General features: G+C 42.0%; 22 protein-coding genes. 8 read left to right on the forward strand and 14 right to left on the reverse strand.

Translation table 11 applies throughout. The features are described 5' to 3' along the window. Window positions 1–20 precede the first annotated feature (20 nt). The 4 genes from I8752_RS03030 to I8752_RS03045 all read right to left on the reverse strand — a co-directional run bounded on the left by I8752_RS03030 (window position 21) and on the right by I8752_RS03045 (window position 3,197). On the reverse strand, window positions 21–2,081 hold the full coding sequence (locus tag I8752_RS03030) for a ribonuclease catalytic domain-containing protein (protein WP_214430851.1): 2,061 nt from the start codon (window positions 2,079–2,081) through the stop codon (window positions 21–23). A gap of 102 nt (window positions 2,082–2,183) precedes the next feature. Beyond that, the gene (rpsR, locus tag I8752_RS03035) at window positions 2,184–2,399 is read right to left on the reverse strand and encodes a 30S ribosomal protein S18 (RefSeq protein ID WP_017653421.1); all 216 of its coding nucleotides are present in this window, start codon (window positions 2,397–2,399) and stop codon (window positions 2,184–2,186) included. 2 nt (window positions 2,400–2,401) lie between these two features. Next, on the reverse strand, window positions 2,402–2,596 hold the full coding sequence (gene rpmG / locus I8752_RS03040; RefSeq protein WP_214430852.1) for a 50S ribosomal protein L33: 195 nt from the start codon (window positions 2,594–2,596) through the stop codon (window positions 2,402–2,404). A 43-nt stretch (window positions 2,597–2,639) separates the two neighbouring features. Continuing rightward, complete coding sequence (locus I8752_RS03045; RefSeq protein ID WP_214430853.1) at window positions 2,640–3,197, reverse strand: RDD family protein; 558 nt, start codon at window positions 3,195–3,197, stop codon at window positions 2,640–2,642. A 130-nt stretch (window positions 3,198–3,327) separates the two neighbouring features. Between I8752_RS03045 and I8752_RS03050 the strand changes: the two genes are divergently transcribed. From I8752_RS03050 to I8752_RS03060, 3 genes are read left to right on the forward strand one after another with little or no spacing between them, the layout of a single operon-like run. Next, complete coding sequence (locus I8752_RS03050; RefSeq protein ID WP_214430854.1) at window positions 3,328–3,534, forward strand: hypothetical protein; 207 nt, start codon at window positions 3,328–3,330, stop codon at window positions 3,532–3,534. Continuing rightward, the gene (locus I8752_RS03055) at window positions 3,531–3,785 is read left to right on the forward strand and encodes a hypothetical protein (protein ID WP_225895406.1); all 255 of its coding nucleotides are present in this window, start codon (window positions 3,531–3,533) and stop codon (window positions 3,783–3,785) included. The genes I8752_RS03050 and I8752_RS03055 overlap by 4 nt, the downstream gene beginning before the upstream one ends. Before the next feature lie 52 nt (window positions 3,786–3,837). Beyond that, window positions 3,838–5,085 carry a molybdopterin molybdotransferase MoeA gene (locus I8752_RS03060; protein ID WP_214430855.1) on the forward strand — a complete coding sequence of 416 codons (1,248 nt, stop codon included), beginning with the start codon at window positions 3,838–3,840 and terminating at the stop codon, window positions 5,083–5,085. 12 nt (window positions 5,086–5,097) lie between these two features. On the opposite strand, the gene I8752_RS03065 is transcribed toward I8752_RS03060, so the two are convergent. The 4 genes from I8752_RS03065 to I8752_RS03080 all read right to left on the reverse strand — a co-directional run bounded on the left by I8752_RS03065 (window position 5,098) and on the right by I8752_RS03080 (window position 9,538). Further along, window positions 5,098–5,748, reverse strand: coding sequence for an HAD-IA family hydrolase (locus I8752_RS03065; RefSeq protein ID WP_214430856.1), 651 nt, complete (start codon window positions 5,746–5,748; stop codon window positions 5,098–5,100). A gap of 131 nt (window positions 5,749–5,879) precedes the next feature. Next, window positions 5,880–6,452: a hypothetical protein gene (locus I8752_RS03070; RefSeq protein ID WP_214430857.1), complete on the reverse strand. Its 573-nt coding sequence runs from the start codon at window positions 6,450–6,452 to the stop codon at window positions 5,880–5,882. A 75-nt stretch (window positions 6,453–6,527) separates the two neighbouring features. Then, window positions 6,528–7,721, reverse strand: a complete 1,194-nt coding sequence (locus tag I8752_RS03075) for an NAD(P)/FAD-dependent oxidoreductase (protein WP_214430858.1) — start codon at window positions 7,719–7,721, stop codon at window positions 6,528–6,530. A 188-nt stretch (window positions 7,722–7,909) separates the two neighbouring features. Beyond that, window positions 7,910–9,538: a DUF655 domain-containing protein gene (locus I8752_RS03080; protein ID WP_214430859.1), complete on the reverse strand. Its 1,629-nt coding sequence runs from the start codon at window positions 9,536–9,538 to the stop codon at window positions 7,910–7,912. 218 nt (window positions 9,539–9,756) lie between these two features. Here I8752_RS03080 and I8752_RS03085 point away from each other — a divergent pair, with 218 nt between their 5' ends. Next, on the forward strand, window positions 9,757–10,920 hold the full coding sequence (locus tag I8752_RS03085; protein WP_214430860.1) for a cysteine desulfurase family protein: 1,164 nt from the start codon (window positions 9,757–9,759) through the stop codon (window positions 10,918–10,920). 223 nt (window positions 10,921–11,143) lie between these two features. On the opposite strand, the gene I8752_RS03090 is transcribed toward I8752_RS03085, so the two are convergent. The 3 genes from I8752_RS03090 to I8752_RS03100 form a co-directional block, all read right to left on the reverse strand. Beyond that, window positions 11,144–11,569, reverse strand: coding sequence for an ATP-binding protein (locus I8752_RS03090; protein ID WP_214430877.1), 426 nt, complete (start codon window positions 11,567–11,569; stop codon window positions 11,144–11,146). Between the two features lie 3 nt (window positions 11,570–11,572). Continuing rightward, complete coding sequence (locus I8752_RS03095; RefSeq protein ID WP_214430861.1) at window positions 11,573–13,249, reverse strand: SpoIIE family protein phosphatase; 1,677 nt, start codon at window positions 13,247–13,249, stop codon at window positions 11,573–11,575. 499 nt (window positions 13,250–13,748) lie between these two features. Beyond that, the gene (locus I8752_RS03100) at window positions 13,749–14,468 is read right to left on the reverse strand and encodes a response regulator (protein ID WP_214430862.1); all 720 of its coding nucleotides are present in this window, start codon (window positions 14,466–14,468) and stop codon (window positions 13,749–13,751) included. Window positions 14,469–15,342: 874 nt separating this feature from the next. Here I8752_RS03100 and I8752_RS03105 point away from each other — a divergent pair. The 3 genes from I8752_RS03105 (at window position 15,343) to ftsE (ending at window position 17,751) form a co-directional block, all read left to right on the forward strand. Continuing rightward, window positions 15,343–16,098, forward strand: a complete 756-nt coding sequence (locus I8752_RS03105; protein ID WP_214430863.1) for a WecB/TagA/CpsF family glycosyltransferase — start codon at window positions 15,343–15,345, stop codon at window positions 16,096–16,098. 126 nt (window positions 16,099–16,224) lie between these two features. Beyond that, a complete protein-coding gene (locus tag I8752_RS03110) occupies window positions 16,225–16,671 on the forward strand; it encodes a DUF4279 domain-containing protein (RefSeq protein WP_214430864.1) in 447 nt (148 codons plus the stop codon). Between the two features lie 330 nt (window positions 16,672–17,001). Further along, window positions 17,002–17,751 carry a cell division ATP-binding protein FtsE gene (gene ftsE / locus I8752_RS03115; RefSeq protein ID WP_214430865.1) on the forward strand — a complete coding sequence of 250 codons (750 nt, stop codon included), beginning with the start codon at window positions 17,002–17,004 and terminating at the stop codon, window positions 17,749–17,751. A 22-nt stretch (window positions 17,752–17,773) separates the two neighbouring features. Here ftsE and I8752_RS03120 read toward each other — a convergent pair whose 3' ends face one another. The 3 genes from I8752_RS03120 to pheS all read right to left on the reverse strand — a co-directional run bounded on the left by I8752_RS03120 (window position 17,774) and on the right by pheS (window position 19,818). Continuing rightward, window positions 17,774–18,547 carry an armadillo-type fold-containing protein gene (locus I8752_RS03120; protein ID WP_214430866.1) on the reverse strand — a complete coding sequence of 258 codons (774 nt, stop codon included), beginning with the start codon at window positions 18,545–18,547 and terminating at the stop codon, window positions 17,774–17,776. A 124-nt stretch (window positions 18,548–18,671) separates the two neighbouring features. Continuing rightward, window positions 18,672–18,824 carry a hypothetical protein gene (locus tag I8752_RS03125; RefSeq protein ID WP_214430867.1) on the reverse strand — a complete coding sequence of 51 codons (153 nt, stop codon included), beginning with the start codon at window positions 18,822–18,824 and terminating at the stop codon, window positions 18,672–18,674. 1 nt (window position 18,825) lies between these two features. Beyond that, entirely contained in the window at window positions 18,826–19,818 is a 993-nt protein-coding gene (gene pheS, locus I8752_RS03130) for a phenylalanine--tRNA ligase subunit alpha (RefSeq protein WP_214430868.1), read from the reverse strand. Between the two features lie 304 nt (window positions 19,819–20,122). Between pheS and surE the strand changes: the two genes are divergently transcribed. Beyond that, window positions 20,123–20,923 (forward strand): 5'/3'-nucleotidase SurE, encoded by an 801-nt coding sequence (surE, locus tag I8752_RS03135; protein ID WP_214430869.1) that lies wholly within the window; start codon window positions 20,123–20,125, stop codon window positions 20,921–20,923. Window positions 20,924–20,944: the final 21 nt, after the last annotated feature.

Raw genomic sequence — 20,944 nt, forward strand, 5'->3', positions numbered from 1 at the left:
CAATAATGGCAATACCTAATCTAATTTGTAGCCGTTTGAGCTTCTTGATAAATAATTTCTTGGAACTGAATATAATCTTTTTGCGGATCGGCGTGACTAACTTTTACTAAAATCTGTTCGCCTAATCTCACCGAACGTCTAAACGACATCGGCAACTGCAAACCCAAATCTTCTAATAGAATTAATGCTAAGTTGCTGTCTTCGCGCAGCCACATTAAGACTGTCACATGCCAAACTTGCTCTGGATGACGGCGCAAATACTCTAAGGCCCAATATCTGTTAGTTTGCCGTTCTACCATTGTCACTTCTTGGGTAGTACTGGTGACGGTCATCATCACTTCTTTGAGTTGTTCTGCTGAAAATGGTAGAACTTCACCGCGCAAGTGGGCTTTCAGTTGAAAATGGGTGAGTAAATCACTGTAACGACGAATGGGAGAAGTCGCCTGAGTGTAAGTATCCAAACCCAAACCAGCATGACGCACGGGGGTAATGCTCATTTCGCTTTTGGGCATACAACGACGCATGGCACAAGCACGCACGAATCCTGCTGGTAACTGAAGCAGTTCTTCTTCTGGGGGTAATTCTGGCTGCGGCTGACCGCGAAAGGGCAAAGGTATGTTGTGAACTTGGCCGTAACGGGCTGCTACTTCCCCAGCGAGAATCATCATCTCTGCTACCAATTGTCGAGATGAGGAATCATCTAAAATGTCAATGCTGATATCGTCGCCTTTAACTTTGATCGTTGCCTCTGGCATGGTAATGCTGATTGCGCCTTGGTTGTAGCGCCAAGATTTGCGCCGCCGCGCCCAATTTGCGATCGCTTCTATTTCTGGTTCTGCTTGTACTCCCAATTGCAGCATCTCGTCTACGTCTTCGTAGGTAAGGCGATAAGTCGGCTTGATGAAGCTGGTACGGATGTAGTAATCTTCTACTCTCCCGGTTGTATCTAAAACTACGCCAAAACTTAAAGCACAACAAATTTGCCCCTGAACCAAACTCATTGGCCCGGTAGCTAATACCTCCGGGAACATGGGAATCATCCCCGTCGGCAAATAAACTGTACTTCCCCGTTTTCTGGCTTCGAGATCCAAATCATCTTCTGGGATTAACCACCGAGTCGGGTCGGCAATGTGTATCCATAAACGTTCGCGTCCATCTGGGAGTGATTCCCAACTTAAACCATCGTCTATCTCAGTGGTGCTTTCATCATCAATTGTATAGACCTTCAGATGAGTCAAATCGAGGCGATTTGCATCTAAGTCAGTTGGAGGAAAATCCAAACGCTGTTGCGCCACTTCTACTACCTTGCTAGGAAACTGAACTGGAATTGAAGAACGACGCAGGAACAAGTTCTCGTGAGCATTCCACCATCCCAAGTCTATCAATAATTGAAAGGCTCCTTGGGGGGTTGCAGGACGACCCAGCATGGTCATAGTTTCTAATACTGGGGCACTGGGAGGATAGGCACGAGCTAGAGAGTCATAATTTAGCCCTACTCGCACAATATCCGCTAGTAGCGTCGCGTATTTTTCCAGTCCTTCTAAGCGCTGGCGCTCGTGGCGTTGCCATTCTACTACTTCACCTTGCAGTGCTTGTTCTACACGAGCTAAAAATTCCTGCTGTCCCCTAGCTTTGAGGGCTTCTACTTCTATTTGGTGTTTGCGTTCTGCTACTTGAGTTGCAGTTCGGGCTTCGTAAGCGTCTCCTTTTTGCTTGAAATAGAGTTTATCGTCTGATAACAAGCAATGGGCGGCATAACAAAAAGCTGGGTCTGATTGAGAAAATAGCAGATTTGCCATTTGCGAAGGTGTGACTGTTTCTGCATCTTCTACCAGTAATTCCCATGCTATCTCTAGGCTTGATGGATCTAAATAGGGCTTGACTTGCTCTAAAAAGCTGGCAATGTCAGAGGACTTGTAGGCTTGTCCGTTAACTGTATAGGTGATTTGTCTAGGCGCGAGGCTGTGGGATTGACCGCGTTCATCTACCACAAACCAACGGGTTTTTCCATCTGGACGATCTACCACACCCAGACGGCGATCGCCTTGAAGGCGAAATTCAACTAGCGTCCCCTTCTCCACAACTCTCGCAATTAAATTATTGGTGAACAGTTTAAATAGTTTTTCAGTTAGGAGTTAGGAGTTATGATTCTCAACTCATAACTCATCACTCACAACTCTTAATTAGCCTTCCGCATTAATAAATGGCAACAAAGCCACAATCCGGGCACGCTTAATTGCTAATGTCAAATCTCGCTGTTGCTGACATGTCAGCCCAGTAATCCGACGCGGTAGTATCTTACCCCGCTCGGTAACAAACTTACGCAACAAATCAACATCCTTATAATCTATCGGCTCTCCAGGCTTAATGGGAGACAGGCGACGACGGTAATAACTCATCTTTACTTAATTTCCTTGTGAACGGTATGTTTGTTGCAGTGGGTACAGAACTTTTTCAGTTCTAGTCGGTTAGTTGTGTTGCGACGGTTCTTAGTGCTGGTATACCGGGAGACACCAGGCGATCGCTTGTCTAGGTTGGTACGACACTCGGTGCATTCTAGTGTCACTATTATGCGGGCACCTTTACTTTTAGCCATAATCTTACAAACGCTGAAGCCTGAGGAGAATTAACACAAATGACTATCTTCTCACATTTCGTTGCAAACTTTCAACTAATCGCTTGACTTTTAGATCCAGCGAGTAGCCACGACGCGACGAAACAATGAAAGTTCCAGCATAGCGGTCATGCCAAGCTTGCCGCAACTGGTTATCAGAAAACGCGTTACTACAGTCAATAGCCAGAGGAAGTACTAGCAGTATAGCAGTGGGATTGGCGCGGATGTTATTTAAAGCAATGGAAACCAAAAGGGCACCAAGGCAAATTATAACTTCTCGTTTTATTAGCGCCTGCAATTCTGGAATTCTACCCACTACTTGCCCATCTTCAACTTCGAGAATCTTTAAATCGAACGCCCAACGCCCCAAACTTTGCCCTTGATTGTTGTATACCACCAGCACCCGCAAAACCAGCCAAAGTAAGACGAAAACCAGGATTTCAACAAATTGAATCCCGACACCACTACTTCCCAATAAGGAACTAACTAACCAAACGCCGAGGAAATCAAGCGCTAATGCCATGCCTCGTCGCGCAATTTCGGCTTTAGGATAATGTTTTTGGGGAATTCGTTCGATAGTCATACAAAATAGGTGTTTATAGTTAGAGGTTGGGAAATAATCATTGCTCCTGTTTTTAATATTAAAGTGATGGCTTAAATACTTGGGCACTTCCAAAGAATCAAAATAATTTAACCACGATAAATAAAACAGTATGACAGAGGCAGAGGAACCAGATAACCCAGAACAGCAACAGGATAAGTTCGATCCCGTAACAGATGAGAGAGACTGGTCAGCAGCGGATACAGAATTAGCTTGTTTCGCACTTGCTAGAAACAAAGGGAAACGGTTGGTTAAAATCATCAATACTGGAGAGGAACCTCTGCCATTTATTTGTATTTTTGAGGATTACCCAGAATGACATCCATCAGCACAACTGCTAATCAAATTCCAGTCAGTACAATTATTCCCATGCTGATTGCTATTAATGACCGTGACTACCCGCGTTTTAAAGAATTAGAGAAAAGTTTTGTTAATCAGTATGGGATTGAGGTGTGGAAGGATGTTTTTAATTTCCGCGTCTTACCAGCACTTGACCAACAATCCAATAGATGGCTACTACAAGCGTGGTGCAGTAAGGGAATCGTGAGTGTTAAAGATGTGCTTGAATGATTCTAAGGATGATTACTAATTATTTAAAGATTAAAAACTAAAGTTATTTACTATGCCCTCAGTCAGCGATGCAGAAGCAATTATTTTAAATTTGGTGCAATTGTTAAATAATCGGCAAGATGTGGAAATTATAGATTTGCTAACAGCGGATGGTCGGATTTTGGCAACGCCTGTTATTAGTCCGCTTGATTTTCCTCATTGGGATAATTCAGCAATGGATGGCTATGCAGTACGCTACGAAGATGTGCAGCACTCTAACACCGAACAGCCAGCAGTTTTAGAAATTGTTGAAGAGATTCCAGCAGGAAATCAACCGAAATCGACAATTCAACTAAGACAAGCAGCACGGATTTTCACAGGTGCGGTGATGCCGGTCGGGGCGGATACTGTCATTATGCAAGAAAAAACACGCCGAGAAACAAATCGCGTTTTTATCCTGGCTGCACCAACAAAGCCGCAAGAATTTGTCAGACACAAAGCGTCTTTTTACCAAGCTGGAACACAACTACTACCAGCAGGAATTAAATTAAATGCCCAAGAAATTGCTGTATTAGCTGCGGTGCAATGTTCCAAATTAAATGTTTTCCGCCGTCCGCGTGTAGCAATTTTTTCGACTGGTGACGAGTTGGTAACTCTCGATAAACCGCTGCAACCCGGACAAATTGTCGATTCAAATCAATATGCCCTCGCAGCTTTGGTAAAAGAAAGCGGGGCAGAACCTTTATTATTGGGTATTGTGAAAGATGACCCAGTTGCACTTAAGCAAGTCTTTAGTCATGCCATAGCTAATGCCGATATAGTTATCTCTTCTGGCGGGGTTTCTGTCGGAGATTATGACTATGTTGACCAAATTTTGAAGTCGCTAGAGGCAAAAATTCACATTCATTCTGTGGAAATGCGTCCAGGAAAACCTCTTACCGTCGCTACTTTCCCAACTCAAAATTCACCAATTTACTTTGGTTTACCTGGAAATCCGGCGGCTGTATTGGTAACTTTCTGGCGATTTGTCCAACCGACTATTAAGAAACTTTCAGGGCTGGCTGAAGGTTGGCAACCAGTATTTGTGAAAGCGCGATCGCATGATGAATTGCGATCGGACGGCAAGCGTGAAACTTATATTTGGGGTAGTTTAAATGTAGTTGATGGAGTTTACGAATTTCACAAAGCTGGTGGCAGTCATAGTTCTGGTAATTTAATTAATTTAGCTCAAACCAATGCCTTAGCCGTTCTACCAACAGGTACAACATTAATTTCTCCCCAACAAGAGGTACAAATTTTACAACTAACAACTGACAACTGACAACTGACAACATTAATTTTTCTTACGATTTATCCAAATACCTCTTAATCCTGCTGCTTTAGCTCCTTGATAGTCTTCTACAATACTGTCACCAATGTGCCATGCTGCTGAAGGCGGACAGTTATGTTTTTCTAGGGCGATCGCAAAAATTTGGGGATCGGGTTTAGCTGCGCGTGCTTGAGTAGAAATGGTCACAGATTGGAAATAATTGCTCAATCCTAAACTTTGTAATACTGAATAAATACGGGAATCGAAATTAGACAATACCCCTAGTTCTATTCCTAATCGCTGCCAGTTTACTAAAGATTGAAAGACATCGGGATACACAAACCACGGTTCGGCAGTACCAAAATGGATATAAAGTTCGCTAAAAAAAGCAGAAAAATCAGAAAACTGCTTGATGACACCTGCACTTTCAAAAGTATTTAGGGCAATTGTCCGCCACCAATCAAATTCGCGTTGCGGGATATCTTGGGCTTCGGCATCTGGGAAGATGGGTGGTGGTGCTGCTTTAAAGCTTTGGATAAATGTTTTATTTAATGTTTCGGCTGAAACTTCAACCTCAAATTCATGGGCTATCTGCCGATAAACTTCGCCCACACTACCTTTAACTCCGAAGAGTGTGCCCACAGCATCTAAAAAAATAACTTTTGGTCGTTCCATAATACCAAGTGCTTAAGTCCTAAAAAGCCAGCGCCTCTAGGTCTTCTTCTAGCGATCGCTTATGGAGGAAACCCCCAAGCGTGCTACCTCTCCTGTGGAAGCGACTGGCATTGTTGTTCGAGCAGGATTTGTTATAACCTAGTCTTCCATGTTAAAACCATAAAACCAACAAAACCGCCAATTATGTTCATCATCATGTCATAAATTGTATCCCAGTAGTAAGCGGCAAATATCCGATAATTTATTGAGCTTGAGCGAGAACGCAAAAGATACTCAAGAAATTCGTTTAAATTGCCAATTAAACAAATGAATCCAATTACAAAAATTAGGTTTTGCCACCATTTTAAAGTTTTCCATATATCTGTAAATATAGGTAAAAAGATAATTACAACTACCAGTGCCCAGCAAAAATGCTCTAATCGGTTGAGCCAAAACCATGAATAAGGAATGATATTTTTTTCAATCATCCATTTGATCCAGCTTTCAATTAGAGGATAGAGTAAAACTGTAGCTAGATAAATTCTTCGTTCTTTTTCGGTTAATTTTGCTTCTAATTGAGTAAATCTAAAAATAAAAAATAATCCAAACCAAATTACTACCATTACTACCCAGTTAGAAAAGATAGTAAAGGAAAACAAAATTAAACAAGTGGCAAAAAAAATCCAAAACCAGTTTGATTGCAGAATTTTAAAGATTTTTGTCATTCTAAGTTTAGATAAAAACTAATATAGGTAAGGCATAGGCCCTACCTATATTTTTATTGTTGTATTCTAAAATTTCTACTCAGAAAGTGTTTCTATAATAGGACGAACTAGCCAATTAAAACCAACTTTTAACTGATGATCTAAAGTTGGCATCCGATATAGATAGGCAAGACGACGGGCAATATATGCCAAAGTACCATCTAGTTTGATTCCTAAGCCTGATAAGGTGGCGTTATCTATGCCCAGTGCCATCATTTCCCCTAACTGCTGGTAGCGGAAGGGAAGTAAGGGGCGATTGGTGAGAGAAGCCCAGATATTCCAAGCTGTGTAATCAGCTTGTTGAAAAGCAGCTTGTGCAGTAGCGGGGACTTGTTGACCTTCAGCATCACGACAGTCTACTAAATCTCCTAAAGCAAAGATTTCTGGATGACCAAGAACTTGCAAAGTCGATTCACTACTGATTTGACCGCCCTGATTTTGTTTAAGAGGAAGTGCTTTAATTACAGGAGCAACTCGCGTTCCTACAGTCCAAATTACTAAATCTACAGGAATTGTGTCTACCTGATTTTTGTACTCTAGGGATATGGTATCTTGCTCAATTGATTCAACTTTGGTTTCTAAATCCAGAAATACACCTCGTGCTTCTAAAGCTTTGTTGGCAACTTCACGGTTAAATTCTGGGGAAGTTCGCAAAATTTGGTCGCTGATTTCAATTAGTCGGAAACGTCCTCTTTCTCCTAATCTGTCTGCTAGTTTACAGGCTAATTCCACGCCGCTGTATCCAGCCCCAACAATTGCCACGCGAATTTTATCTAATTCCGATTCTTCTAATACTCGCAGGCGTTCTTCTAAACGATAGGCATCATTGATGGTGCGGAATGGGTGGGCGTAGGATATCGCACCGGGAACCATATCTAATGGTGTTTCTCCACCTAGAGCTAGCACTAATCTGTCGTAGGGAATTTCTGGCCCGTCTTGTAAATGTACTCGCTGCTGGTCGGTGTCAATTCCAGACACAACGGCTTGGTAAAAACGCACACCAGTACCTTGTAAAATTTCTTCAAAGGGTGGGGCAATTTCCCAGGTTTGTAGTTCCCCTGTAAGTAATTCGTACAGTAAAGGGGAAAATAAAAAGCGATCGCTTCGATCTACCAGCACAATTTCAGGTTTTTGTGTAGCTTCCCAAGGTAACTGGCTTAAGCGCAAAGCTGTGTAGAGACCACCAAAGCCTCCACCAAGGATACATATTCTCGCGGTTTGTTGAGTCATCGTTTCTATAGGACTGTCAATCCCAGCAGGGCAACTAACTTCAGTGTAATGATTTCTTTGAGTCTAGTGCCATCAGCCAACTATCTGAATATTTTCCTTAATGCAGTTCGTAGGCTGGTAATAGCTACACTTTGACAAAACCACATTTTTCATCACAGCGGATAGCACGAGTCAAGAAATTGAGACTACTAAAATGTCAAGCGATCGCTCCACTTTTCTAACATTTTATTACTCACTCCTGGAACTCGTTCTATATCTTGTAAGGATGTAAATTTTTGCTGTTGGCGAGTAATAATTATTCGCTGGGCTAACTTTTTACCTATACCTGGAAGAGTTGTTAATTCCTCTAAACTTGCTGTATTGAGATTAATTTTTTGAATACCTTTGTTCTCATTGGATGAAGATACTTTTATCTGAGGGCATTCTTTTTCTTGCTGTTTAACTTTCTTTTGAATCACTGGTGGTAAGCCAGGTTTTACTTTGGTATAAAGTCGGGCAAATTCGCGCACATAATGGGCTGCTACTGTCGGACTTTCAATTACTACAAGTGTCTCATCGTTACCACTATTAGCAGCGTCTGACCAATTGTGCGAACCTGTAATTACTGTTTGGCTATCAATTACTGCAAACTTGTGATGCAACAAATCGCCTTTGGGTAGAGTAGGTACGCCTACAGTTGTAATCGGATTTTGCCAAGGATGATTATCAACTTCGTATTTACATTTATTACTAAAAGCAACCCCCATCATGTCTAAAGCTTCACTATACGGACGATAAGCAAATTGGGGGTCAATTAAAGCACGAATTGCTACATTTTGTTGATGGCGATTTTCTAAGATATTAGCAAGACGCTGTTCGGAAAAAACAAATAATGCCATATCTATAGATTTGGTTGCTGAATTTAAAGTTTTACCAATTAAACCATTACTACTGTTATTCCAAGGTTGAGTAGGTGAAATAGGCGAAAATTGTACTGTAACTTGAGTTTGCCCTAAGGCGATTGTTTTTGGCGCTCGCATCGGTTTTTTCGCACCAAATCTACTATCTAACTTACCTCCTGGCCCATCGCCCCACATAATGTTAAATTCTTCTGTAAATAAAGATGCTAATTCTGGGCTGTCAATTTGTAATAAATTATTAGCATTGCCTAGGCTTTGAGAATTTGTAAAATCACCAAAAGTATCACTTAAAGTAAAATTAGCCGAAGTTACAATTACAATGCGATTGTCTACGATCGCAAACTTGTGATGCATCAAGCTACTACCAACCGAACCATCAGCGCGATCGTCAATCCAAGGAATTTTAGCGTCTTGTAAAATTATTAATGCATCTCTTTGCTTGATTTCCTCTGATGATATTTTATTATCTCGATTAACATCTACAAAGCGCTGAAATTCTTGGTAGCGTTCTCGTTCTCTTGGTGTCAACTTCTTGATTTCAGCGGCTGTCCAGCTACTCCAAGGGTGACTGTAGGTATTTTCTAAAATTACCCTGACTTTAATCCCGGCTTGCTGTTTGTCTGCAAGTGCTTGGGCAACTTTAGGTAAACGTAATTCTTGTACTGCCACATCAACTGTAGATTTAGCCTGGGAAATAGCATCGACAATCTGTTTTTCTAAATCATCCCCAAGGCGGGTTTGCTGACGGTAAGGCTCTTTGTATTCTGAAGACTCAGAATGGTTAAAGTAAACTTTAACGAATGGGTCTTGTGGTAAGAGTGCTGGACGCTGATTGTGTGACTGGACTCGTTGACAAGCCGCGATCGCAAATATCAAAGAAAAGATAAAAAAATATTTTTGTCTCGAAAGAATTTGCACGGGAATCTGCTAAAAGTGGATTGTAAGCGAATAAATTTATAATTCCCAAAATGTCATAGACCAAAAGAGTTTTAAGCTGAGAAAAAATCCACCCATTGATGTAGAATATTTCAAATTTTGTCAAGATTAATTAACTTATCTATAGAGATTCGTAGTGGGATTTTCCCTTACTCCCCATTTTCATTGCCAGCGTGTGTTTCCATTCAATTTTTTGTGATATGCAAATATATTTAGATCACAGTGCTACTACTCCCACTCGCCCAGAAGCGATCGCCGCAATGCAAGCAGTTCTCACCCAAGAGTGGGGAAATCCTTCTAGCTTGCATGAATGGGGACAAAGGGCAGCAACAATTGTGGAACAAGCAAGATTGCAAGTAGCTGGATTAATTAACGCTGCTAATCCAGAATCTCTAATCTTTACTTCAGGTGGTACTGAGGCAGACAATCAGGCAATAATGGGTGTTGCGAGGTTGTATGTTGTACCTCAACATATGATTATTTCTCATGTTGAGCATTCCGCAATTTCCGAAACAGCGCGATCGCTAGAAATGTGGGGTTGGGAAGTTACGCGCTTGTGTGTAGATGCTAAAGGCAGAATCAACCCCCTAGATTTAAAAGCTGCATTACGACATAACACTGTTTTAGTTTCCACAATCTACGGACAAAGTGAAGTAGGGACAGTACAACCAATTGCAGAACTAGGAAATATCGCGCGATCGCATGGAGTTTTGTTCCATACAGATGCCGTGCAAGCTGTGGGACGCTTACCTATTAACGTGCAAACATTACCCGTTGATTTACTCAGCATATCCAGCCATAAATTATATGGGCCGCAAGGTGTAGGAGCGTTATACGTGCGTTCTGGTGTAGAGTTAGCGCCCTTAATTTATGGTGGTGGACAAGAAATGGGAATGCGTTCTGGGACTCAAGCAGTACCCATAATTGCAGGCTTTGGCGTAGCAGCCGAACTAGCAGCACAAGAATTGCCTACTGAAACACCCAGATTAATTAAATTACGCGATCGCTTGTTCGATCTATTAGCTGACGTTCCTGGGTTAGTACCCACAGGCGAACGCGATCGGCGTTTACCTCACCATGTCAGTTTCTGCCTAGAACATGCTGATAGACAAAAACTCAATGGTAAAACCTTAGTGCGACAGCTCAACCTTGCTGGCATTGGTATCAGTGCTGGTGCTGCTTGTCATAGTGGTAAACTTAGCCCCAGCCCAATACTTTTAGCGATGGGTTATTCGGATAAAGCCGCCTTGGGGGGAATTCGTATGACATTAGGGCGCGATACCACAGAAGCCGATGTAGATTGGACAGCAATGGTTTTAAAGCAAGTTTTGTACAGACTATCGCCAGATTTATCTCTAGCTTAAGCTTAAGGAAACTTTGATAATTACCCTAAATAATGACCGTCAAAGGTCATATGTCAGCTTAGAGGTTGTTTGAAAAGTGTTTAGGCTGTAATTTTAATCGAAAATTTAATTTTATCAATAGAGAATATGGGGTATTGCATAGACAATTTTGGCAATACCCAATCCGAAATCTGAGTATCCGAGATTAGTATTATCCAGGTACTGGAGCAATGATAACTCTTAGTTATTTAGCTAATTCTGGTATAGTGGCTTCTAACTTCAGACAGTTAGCCCCATCAACTTGTAACTGGTACTCTACTTTATCCATTAAACGACTCATGATCAGCCAACCATAGCCACCTTCTTGTTTATCTGTAGGGTTAGGTGGGAAATAGGTAGCCATATCAAAACCTTCACCATAGTCCCAAACCTCTAAGGCAATATCTCGTTCTTTCAGTTCCAAACGCAGTAAAACAGGCACGTTCGCTTGCTCTTTGTGAGCGTGACGTACTACATTTGAATATGCTTCTACCAAAGCTAATCGCAAACGACTAGATTGCCGCGACCAATCAACAGATTCTCCTAACTGAATTTTTAAACATCCTAGCAACCAGTGTTCGACAATGTTTAAATAATTCAAGTCACTTGGTACATGCAGCTCACTTTTCATCACTTACAAAACCTCCAGTGAGAGTATAGTTTGATCGTCTTCTTGAATGTGGTTATCTGCCTGGATGCGAGCTAGTAAATGGCTAAGAGAAAGCGGTTGAGCTTCACTCTGTAGGAGTTGCCAAAGACCATCTTGATTCAGCATAGAACGGCTAACTGGCTGAACGCCACCCTCGGTTTTTTCTGAAAATAGTAATTTATTTGATACTGTTGCTTCTGTAATACCATCACTAGCTAACAGTAGAGTATCTCCAGAAGCAAGAATTAACTGACCGGATTTTGCCTGCCATTTAGGCAAGATACCCAAAGGAATGCCGCGTACCTTAAGATAGTTGGGTGTTTCCGCTACAGAGTCTTGGCACGACCAAAGCAGGGGATATATGTGACCGGCATTAGCGTAGACTAGTTCTTTGGTGGTAGGGGTATAACAAGCTAAGACAAGGGTAATGAAACAATTGTTGCCAATCAAATCATTGCAAAGAGCGTAATTCAGATTCTCCATGACAATATTTGGTTGGGCTGGCGTTTCTTGAGAGAGTTCCCGACGCAACACTGAAATGGCACTGGCCATAAACAAAGCAGCTGGGACACCCTTACCAGAAACATCACCTACTGCTAACCACAAGTCGCCCTTCGGATGGACAAATACTTCAAAAAAATCACCTCCGACTTCACGAGCTGGGTAGCAGCAGGCTTGTAACTTCGCACCTTTGATTTCAGGTAAGCTTTGGCGTAGCAGGTTGTGTTGAATTTGACGAGCAACTTCCAATTCAGCCCGAATCTGTTCTTGCTTTTCCTGGAGGTGCTGGTAGAGTTTGGCTTGGGAAAGTGCTAAAGCTGCTTGTTCGGCAACACCTGCAATCAATTGAATGTCTTCTTCTTGCCAAGGGCGATCGCCTCCGCACTGATAAACTGTCAGTACAGCCAAAAGATGTTGCTGATAGGAAAGTGGCACTACCAAGTAATTACAAGCGTTGCCCTCATAATTTATGTCTTGAGTCAGTTGATAATGACTGGTTTCAAGAACTTTTTCAATTGAAATATCGGGGTTAAAGCTAAAACTTGGTAAATAAGTTTTAGGATCGTGGTAAGAGAACAAATCTTGGGTTAAGCGATCGCCTTCTACAGGTCTAAGTATGCAATAAGTTGCTTCAAATGCTTGTCCAATGGTGGCTGCTATCTTTTGGAGCATAGTGCCATAATCCAATGACTCACGAATCGCTGTTGTTACTGCATTAAACAAAGATTCTCGCCGCAAGGCACGACCCAATTCGTGGGTGCGTTTCTTAACTAAACGATACGTGTCAGTGGCTTGCTCGACTAATGTCCTTAGCCGTTCCGGATTCCAAGGTTTAGTGATGTACTTGAACACTTGACCGGAGTTAATTGCTTCCACCAAATCTTCAACATCTGTAAAACCTGTCAGTAAAATCCGAATCGTATCAGGAAAGCGCTCTACCGTGCGACTGAGAAATTCAGTACCGTTCATTTCTGGCATTCTCTGGTCTGAGATAATTACAGCCATTTCGCCTTCTTTGTCTAAAATTTCCAGTGCGCTTAGGGCATGATTAGCCTTATACACTTGAAAATCTCGCCTAAAAGTGCGGTAGAGTAAATCTAAGTTATCTAGCTCATCATCTACGATCATGAGCTTAAGTTTGTCTACCTCTGTGTCAGTCATATTTGACTTGAATTTTAAAATACTTGAATGGCGAGATAGTACAATATTTATCCCACCCCATCACCAACGCTAAAGTTTGAAGTATGAAATTGCTCCACTTTTGAATGGATAAGGCATGAATTTTCAAAAATCTGACTTTTCACTCCACTCGTGGGTGAAGCGCGTATCGATAGTTTCTTAATTCATCCCTTCAGATAACGCAGCCGCTCGTGGGGAAAACCCCAAGACTTTCGGGTTTAGCAGTTACTTCACTTGGGGAGGCAGAGCCGTGTTGTCAGGCAGTGCAAGAGAAGGGGTTTCCCCCATGAAGAACTGCCTCACCGCAACGCAGTGTCTCCCCAAGACCGAACTGGACTTCAGCGTACTGCTTCACCGCGCTGTCTTACCTTTACACTTCAGACTTCTTTAGTAGAAGATACCCACTTTGAACAAATAAAATTACTCAAAGTCTTCAATTTCCTTGTATTTTCTTCACAATAGCTATATGCCAAAATTAACTTTATCCTACCAATCCAGAACGCAAAGCGCGTACTGCGGCTTGGGTGCGGTCATCGGCACATAGCTTGTTTAAAATATTTCGGACGTGAGTTTTCACAGTTCCGACTGTGATGTAAAGTCGCTCTGCAATAAGTGCATTGCTGCAACCTTCGACAATCAACTGTAACACTTCCAATTCCCTTTCTGTCAGGGTGTAAGGGTCGGTAATTTCCTGATTATCTAAAAAATCCGGGTTTTGACTGAGATTTTTGTTATCTGCTAGCGTTGTTTCTGGCGATCGCGGATTTTGTTGGGCTTGTTGTAGTACGATCCGAGCGATCGCTGGATCGATCCAAGCGTTGCCATTGTAAGTTACTCGTACTGCTTCCAACAAATTATCAAACTTGATATCCTTCATACAGTAGGAGTCTGCACCCGCGGCAAAAGCTGCTAATACTGCTTCTTTGTTATCCCGCAGTGTCAAAATTAACACTTTTGTTGACAAATCTTCCCCATTAGGAGTAGATTTTAATTCCCGTGTGAGTTCAATACCATCCTTATCGGGTAAACCAATATCGACGATCGCAATATCTGGTTGTAGCATTCTTAACATTTTCAGTCCTTCTACGGCATTGGTTGCTTCTCCTACAACTTCTATTTCTTCTTTTTGCGACAGTGCTGTGCGAATACCCACGCGGGTGAGATCGTGATCTTCAATCAGAGCAATCCGAATTTTACTCATAGCCAACTTCCGCCCTTTACACTACCTTAACTGTAAAGTCGAGTTTCCTCAAAAGTCTTAATATACGAAGTTTAAAGACATTTCTACAAAAATAAATATAAAGGCACTGTTTTGAATAAGGCTAACATGTATGGGTATTGCCGAGATGACAAGTATTCACTTTGCTTGTAAATATTACACTTTTATCATCAAATCAGCTTGGTTTTACCACATACTGCTAGTTAATTTCATAATTTCAGCTTGTTGCTAGCATTCAGGCATAGCAAGGTTTTAAATGCTAGCATCCGAAATTATATAGCAGCGATCGCCTCAAGTTAAGGTGTGAAATTTGAGGTTATTGACTAATTTATTGAGGATAATAAAAAAAGAATTCAAGGGTCTGAATACTTGAGGCACAGTGATTCAGACCTGTCACTGATTGTCTTGCACCAAATCAAATTATAGATTTAGTGGGGGTGCAAAAATACCGTTTATTCATCCGCAGCTTCGTAAAGAATTCCTACTAAATTATGACTGCTGACTGCTGTATTTTGTTTTCATAAAAAGCCTCAAAAACCCGTCATGACTGGATTTGAGGCAATCAAAAATTTTGTTTTTGATGAAACCCTCTGTAGAAAATAGATTGTTTCAGTATATATACTCATATGGTATACAGGTTTGAACCTGGGGAAAATTAGAGTTAATTTTATGACTTTTGATAATTAGTGTACGGATTTCAACTGGCAGCTTAAATCACTTCCTAGAGATAATTTACTTAGTTGAGACTTTTAAATAAGCAAGTCGTGAGTTGCCAAAATTTCCACAGACACCTATGAAAAAATTTGATAAACTATCGTTCGAGAGAATCTGGTGTGAGACTATATAAGAGTAGGCTATGTCTAAACCGCCTAAAGCGTTTTCGGTGCTGGGAATACCAGTTCATGTGATGAGTAACTATCCAGGCTGGTTGCTAGAATGCCTGCAACACAGCAGAGGGACTCATGTGGTCACGCTCAATGCAGAAATGACGATGCAAGCAGAGCGGAATAATTCCCTCGCGAAAGTAATTCAAGATGCCGAGCTAGTAATTCCAGATGGCGCGGGAGTAGTTCTGTATTTACGCTGGCTTTTTTGGCAAAAAGTTCAACGTTGTCCAGGAATTGAACTAGCAGAAATACTGCTGCGAGAACTGGAGCACAAGCAAACAGGTGCAAAAGTATTTTTCTATGGTGGAGCGCCTGGAGTGGCTGCTAAAGCAGCAGAGTTTTGGCAACAGCAAACTCCTGCTTTGAGCGTGGTGGGTACTCACTCCGGCTACCATTCCCCAGAAGAAGAAGCACAATTAAAGCAAACTCTCGCCCAATTACAACCACAAGTAATTTTTGTGGGCTTGGGAGTGCCACGTCAAGAATTATGGATTGCCCAAAACCGCCATTTATGTCCGCAAGCAATTTGGATTGGTGTTGGTGGTAGTTTTGATATTTGGTCGGGGACAAAAACTCGCGCTCCTGCTTGGTTGGGAAAAAACAATTTGGAATGGCTGTATCGGCTTTATCAAGAACCTTGGCGTTGGCGACGGATGTTAGCTTTGCCAGAGTTTGCATTGAAAGCTTTTGTTTATCGCTTGACTGCAAAGGGTGCGATTATTTAGCAACTGCTATAAAGTGCTGAGTTATGAAGTAGGAGTGACACTAATGAGTTACTCCCTTCTATTCTTTGGCTATCTAATTGCTATAGCAAGAGAAAAATTAAAATTTTTTAATATTTAGCACCCTAAATGGAAAATGTAATCATTGTTGGAGGTTTAGTTGATAAAACTTCTGTTTGTTTAGCTATTTATGGTGAAGATTTAAATCCTGATGAAATTTCAAAACATTTAGGCTGTCAGCCAACTAAGGCTCACAAGCGCGGAGATCGAAAAAATCTTAATTTCAAATATGCTCCCTATTCAAAGGGAGCATGGATTCTTAATTTAAAAGGACACGCACCAATAACAGCAGAGGAATTAGTTAGAGATTTGCTTTTGCGTGTACCGAGAGAGCCTGAAATCTGGCGAGAGCTATCAGCAACCTACGATGTTCAAGTGAGGATTGCCATCCACATGGAAGGGTGGAATAAAGGTTTTAATCTCACCCCACATACTGTCCAATGTATCTCGAAAATAGGTGCGTCAATTGTATTTGATATCTATGCCTATAGTGATGAAGAAGATGATAATACCTAGTACCGTAAGGCGGAATTCAAAATAAAAATTCAAAATAAATCTAAGTTTCTCTTCATTGAAGAACGGCTCATAAACGAAAACCTAATTCTGGATTACGGAAAAATACGGAAAGTTTAAAAAATTTTAATTTTTGCTTCGTGATTTGATATTCCCAGGTTGTGCCTGGGAATCCTTGTTTTAAGGTGAATCTCTAATACAGAATTTTAGGCTATTTGATTAAAGTCTATTTCACTCCTTGATAGAGATTCATGTACCTCTGAAAGCAAAACCCTAACAGGTATTTATCTCAGTAGATGAGTATGTCATAACGCCGTTTGTACCTTAATTCCAATGACAACCGCTATCAACACTCAAGCAAAAACCGATCGCTCTGTTCGTCGAGATGAAAGTGAAACTCAACAGCAGAGTAGCAATAACGCTGCAATGGTGCAATTGCGCTCTGTAACAAAGACCTATACCAACGGTTTTGATGCCTTATTGGATGTAAACCTAGAGGTCAAACGTAAAGAATTTATCTTTGTCACAGGGCCTAGTGGTTCTGGGAAATCAACGCTCTTAAAAATGTTGTATGGTGAGGAATTGCCTACACAAGGAGAAGTGTTGATTGATGATTGCAATGTAGCAGCTTTGCGGGGCGATCGCTTGTCATTATTGCGGCGACGTATCGGTATTGTATTTCAAGACTACAAATTGATTCCCCAACGCACAGTAGCCGAAAATGTGACTTTTGTGTTGCAGGCTCAAGGGTATACCCGTAAAGAAATTCAGAGGCGTTTAGAACCAACCTTGAAACTGGTGGGTTTGCTTTCTAAAGCTGACCGTTTTCCCGATCAACTTTCTGGAGGAGAGCAACAGCGGGTGAGTATTGCGCGGGCGATCGTCGGGACACCGCCACTGCTTTTAGCAGATGAACCAACTGGAAATCTTGACCCAGATAATTCTTGGCAAGTGATGCAGATTCTCCAAAAGTTAAATGCCTTTGGGGCAACAGTAATTGTTACCACCCACGACGAACAACTGGTGCGTCGGTGCAATCATCCAGTAGTGCAAGTTCGTGACGGACGGTTGGAGCGAAAATAGTCAACAATGTACATCAGTCAAGTTAGTATTCAATAACTTTTGACTTTTGACTTTGAAGTTTTGACTTGGCGTAGAGTGGGGTTAATGGGTTTGGTGGTAGTACTTGCAAACGCTCTAAAGCTTGCAAACTCTCGAATGCTGCCTCTCGAATTGCTGTTTCCTGTTCTTGAGTGAGTAAAAGTTGCAAGCATTGAAAAACATCTTGCTGTAAGGCGGAATCGATTTTTCTGCGTGTAATCAATTTAGTTAGTTGACGTATGGCAATCAAACGTTTTAAAGCGTCTTTTTCTGTTAATTTGACCAACAATCGCTCAAAATTATCTTCCTCTCGATTGCTGTAGAAGTTGACAATTTGCCATGCTAATAAAATTAAAGTTAATAGCGTCCCCAGACCTTGGACAATAGCACCAGTGGCAATCCAGGGGCTATTGGAATCAACCCAGATGGCAGCTGCCATGTAAGTACTGACAGTGGCAATTCCCCCACTACTGACGGCTAAAGATAAGCGGCTATTTGGGCCATTTAAAAATTTCTGAATTTCTAACCAGCGTTGCTGCCAGTTCCATTCTTGCATTGAATACACCAATAACATGACTCCAATGCCCACTAATAGTGCCAACAGGAGTTTCCAGTTCCACAGCAGCATGGCAACGACAATTGTCAAGAAGCTAAAAATGCCTCCTGGCCCTGATAACTGCTTAAAAGTTCGTTGCTTTGAGTTTCCCGTCTCAAATGGAAGCGACCAGTTGGGGTGCTGGTTGATGAATTGCTGCCAAAAAGACGAAGTCTTTGCCACAGTGATTACCTACTTGATTACAAGATTGTCTAATGTATAAGAATAACTGGGCTGGAGAAATAAGAGTAATTTTGTTAGTGAGTTTTTAACAACAAAGAATACTGACTGATTTTCAATCCCTACCTTAGAAAACTTTACCTTTCGGGTTATGCTCTGGCAGTATGGGTTTAGAGCCGCCTAAGTTGGGAAACCCTAACAAGAGAGTTGTCCGCCACAACACAGTGGCTTCCCAATTGGAGGAAGTGGCATTTAAGACAGCAACTTCCTCACCAATCATTCTAAAATTGCTGCAAGAAACGCAAATCACTAGCGTACAAGCGGCGAATATCATCGATTTGGTGTAATACCATTGCAAATCGTTCTACACCAAAGCCGGCAGCAAACCCAGTATAAGTTTCTGGGTCGTAACCTACCGCTTTCAGTACATTCGGATCGACCATACCGCAGCCCATCACCTCTAACCAGCGCCCATTCCATTGCAAATCCACCTCAGCAGAGGGTTCCGTAAATGGAAAATAACTAGCACGGAAGCGAATTGGCAATTCGCCAAACATTTCTTGCAAAAACACTTTAATAGTGCCTTTGAGGTCTGTAAACGTCAGTCCGCGATCGATCGCTAAAAGTTCTATTTGATGAAAAACTGCTGAGTGAGTGGCATCCACATTATCTCGACGATAAACTCGCCCTGGAGCAACAACCCGGATAGGTGGTTCCTCTTTTTCCATGTAACGGATTTGTACCGATGAAGTATGAGTTCGTAGCAGATTGCCATCTGGCAGGTAGAAGGTATCCTGCATATCACGGGCAGGATGGTCGGGCGGAGTATTCAGAGCCTCAAAATTATAATAGTCGGTTTCCATTTCTGGCCCTTCAGCTACGGTGTAGCCCATACCGACAAAAATATCCAACGCCCGATCGATAATTCCATTCAGGGGATGGATGCGACCTTGGGGACGATAAAATCCCGGCATAGTGACATCCAGAGTTTCAGCCTCTAGCTGGGAGCGAATTTTTGCGGCTTCTAAAGTGGTACGTTGCTGGTCTAGACTAGTTTGCAGGGACTCCTTGACTGTATTGGCGATCGCCCCAATTTTCGGTCGTTCCTCTGCACTCATCTGCCCCATGCTTCGCAACAGCGCCCCCAGTTGCCCTTTTTTACCCAGATAGCTAACTCTGAGTTCCTCTAGTCGTTCTAGAGTTTCGGCAGCTGCGATCGCTTTTTCTCCTTCCTGCTGTAGTGCTAAAAGTTGAGCCTCTAAATTGTTAGTCATTAGTCATTAGTCTAAAGCTGGAGACACTCGATAAATAACCTTACCAAGTATGCCATTAATGAATCAAAGGCAAAAGTCAAAACTACACCTCTTTTTACAAGTTTAGAGGCGATTGAGCATATGAGTAGGTTTTTTATTCTGAGCTTGTGATATTAGACATTGACAATTAACCTAAGACTGTTAACTATTGACTATTGAATGCCAGTCGCCGCGATCGGGACAACGCTACTTGCTATAACTTTGGCAACCAAAGCAATGCAGTGGCTACCCTGTTTTGGCGCTGGCTCCTTTTGACTATTTGCACATGAAATTACTCATTAGCAATGATGACGGTATTTCTGCTTTAGGTATTCGTACCCTAGCAAATTGCTTGGCAGAAGCAGGTCATAACGTAACCGTAGTTTGCCCCGATCGAGAGCGATCGGCAACTGGACATGGATTAACAATGCATCAGCCTATTCGGGCTGAAATTGTCGAGTCACTTTTTCATCCCGCAGTCAAAGCTTGGGCTTGTGATGGTACTCCCTCAGACTGCGTAAAATTGGCGCTGTGGGCTTTGCTAGACTCGCCTCCTGACTTGGTGCTTTCTGGCATTAATCAAGGTGCAAATTTGGGAACCGAAATTCTTTATTCTGGCACTGTTTCTGCTGCTATGGAAGGCTTGATTGAAGGCATTCCCAGCATAGCGCTGAGTCTTACCAGTCATACATCCAAAGACTTTCAACCTGCTGCTAAGTTTGCCAAAATCTTAGTAGAGCAGCTAGCAGCAAAACCCCTACCCGATTTGATGTTGCTCAACGTTAATGTTCCTGCTGTCAAGTGGGAAGAAATTATTGGTGTGACGCTGACACGTCAGGGAGTGCGGCGCTACATTGATGTTTTTGATAAGCGAACCGATCCTCGTGGTAAAACATACTACTGGTTAACCGGAGAAGTTGTAGAAGATGTGGAACCCCCAGAAGGTTTAAATATTAGAAATAATGTCCCTCTTGATGTGCATGTCATCCGTAAAAACTACATTAGTGTAACGCCTTTACAATACAATCTTACCTACGCCAATGGGCTAAATCAGTTATCTGAGTGGGAATGGGGGGATTGGAAATGAGGAGCAGGGGGAGCAGGGGGA

Origin of the sequence: Dendronalium phyllosphericum CENA369, assembly GCF_016056275.1 — a bacterium.
GTDB lineage: Bacteria > Cyanobacteriota > Cyanobacteriia > Cyanobacteriales > Nostocaceae > Dendronalium > Dendronalium phyllosphericum.

Bases quoted from the DNA above. Each gene is read 5' to 3' on its own strand.
- I8752_RS03085 (WP_214430860.1), top strand. From the start codon at position 9,757: ATGCAAATATATTTAGATCACAGTGCTACTACTCCCACTCGCCCAGAA.
- I8752_RS03070 (WP_214430857.1), bottom strand. From the start codon at position 6,452: ATGACAAAAATCTTTAAAATTCTGCAATCAAACTGGTTTTGGATTTTT.
- I8752_RS03100 (WP_214430862.1), bottom strand. From the start codon at position 14,468: ATGAGTAAAATTCGGATTGCTCTGATTGAAGATCACGATCTCACCCGC.
- pheS (WP_214430868.1), bottom strand. From the start codon at position 19,818: ATGACTAACAATTTAGAGGCTCAACTTTTAGCACTACAGCAGGAAGGA.
- I8752_RS03065 (WP_214430856.1), bottom strand. From the start codon at position 5,748: ATGGAACGACCAAAAGTTATTTTTTTAGATGCTGTGGGCACACTCTTC.
- rpmG (WP_214430852.1), bottom strand. From the start codon at position 2,596: ATGGCTAAAAGTAAAGGTGCCCGCATAATAGTGACACTAGAATGCACC.
- I8752_RS03060 (WP_214430855.1), top strand. From the start codon at position 3,838: ATGCCCTCAGTCAGCGATGCAGAAGCAATTATTTTAAATTTGGTGCAA.
- I8752_RS03125 (WP_214430867.1), bottom strand. From the start codon at position 18,824: ATGATTGGTGAGGAAGTTGCTGTCTTAAATGCCACTTCCTCCAATTGG.
- surE (WP_214430869.1), top strand. From the start codon at position 20,123: ATGAAATTACTCATTAGCAATGATGACGGTATTTCTGCTTTAGGTATT.
- I8752_RS03110 (WP_214430864.1), top strand. From the start codon at position 16,225: ATGGAAAATGTAATCATTGTTGGAGGTTTAGTTGATAAAACTTCTGTT.
- rpsR (WP_017653421.1), bottom strand. From the start codon at position 2,399: ATGAGTTATTACCGTCGTCGCCTGTCTCCCATTAAGCCTGGAGAGCCG.
- I8752_RS03105 (WP_214430863.1), top strand. From the start codon at position 15,343: ATGTCTAAACCGCCTAAAGCGTTTTCGGTGCTGGGAATACCAGTTCAT.
- ftsE (WP_214430865.1), top strand. From the start codon at position 17,002: ATGACAACCGCTATCAACACTCAAGCAAAAACCGATCGCTCTGTTCGT.
- I8752_RS03095 (WP_214430861.1), bottom strand. From the start codon at position 13,249: ATGACTGACACAGAGGTAGACAAACTTAAGCTCATGATCGTAGATGAT.
- I8752_RS03045 (WP_214430853.1), bottom strand. From the start codon at position 3,197: ATGACTATCGAACGAATTCCCCAAAAACATTATCCTAAAGCCGAAATT.
- I8752_RS03090 (WP_214430877.1), bottom strand. From the start codon at position 11,569: ATGAAAAGTGAGCTGCATGTACCAAGTGACTTGAATTATTTAAACATT.
- I8752_RS03075 (WP_214430858.1), bottom strand. From the start codon at position 7,721: ATGACTCAACAAACCGCGAGAATATGTATCCTTGGTGGAGGCTTTGGT.
- I8752_RS03050 (WP_214430854.1), top strand. From the start codon at position 3,328: ATGACAGAGGCAGAGGAACCAGATAACCCAGAACAGCAACAGGATAAG.
- I8752_RS03055 (WP_225895406.1), top strand. From the start codon at position 3,531: ATGACATCCATCAGCACAACTGCTAATCAAATTCCAGTCAGTACAATT.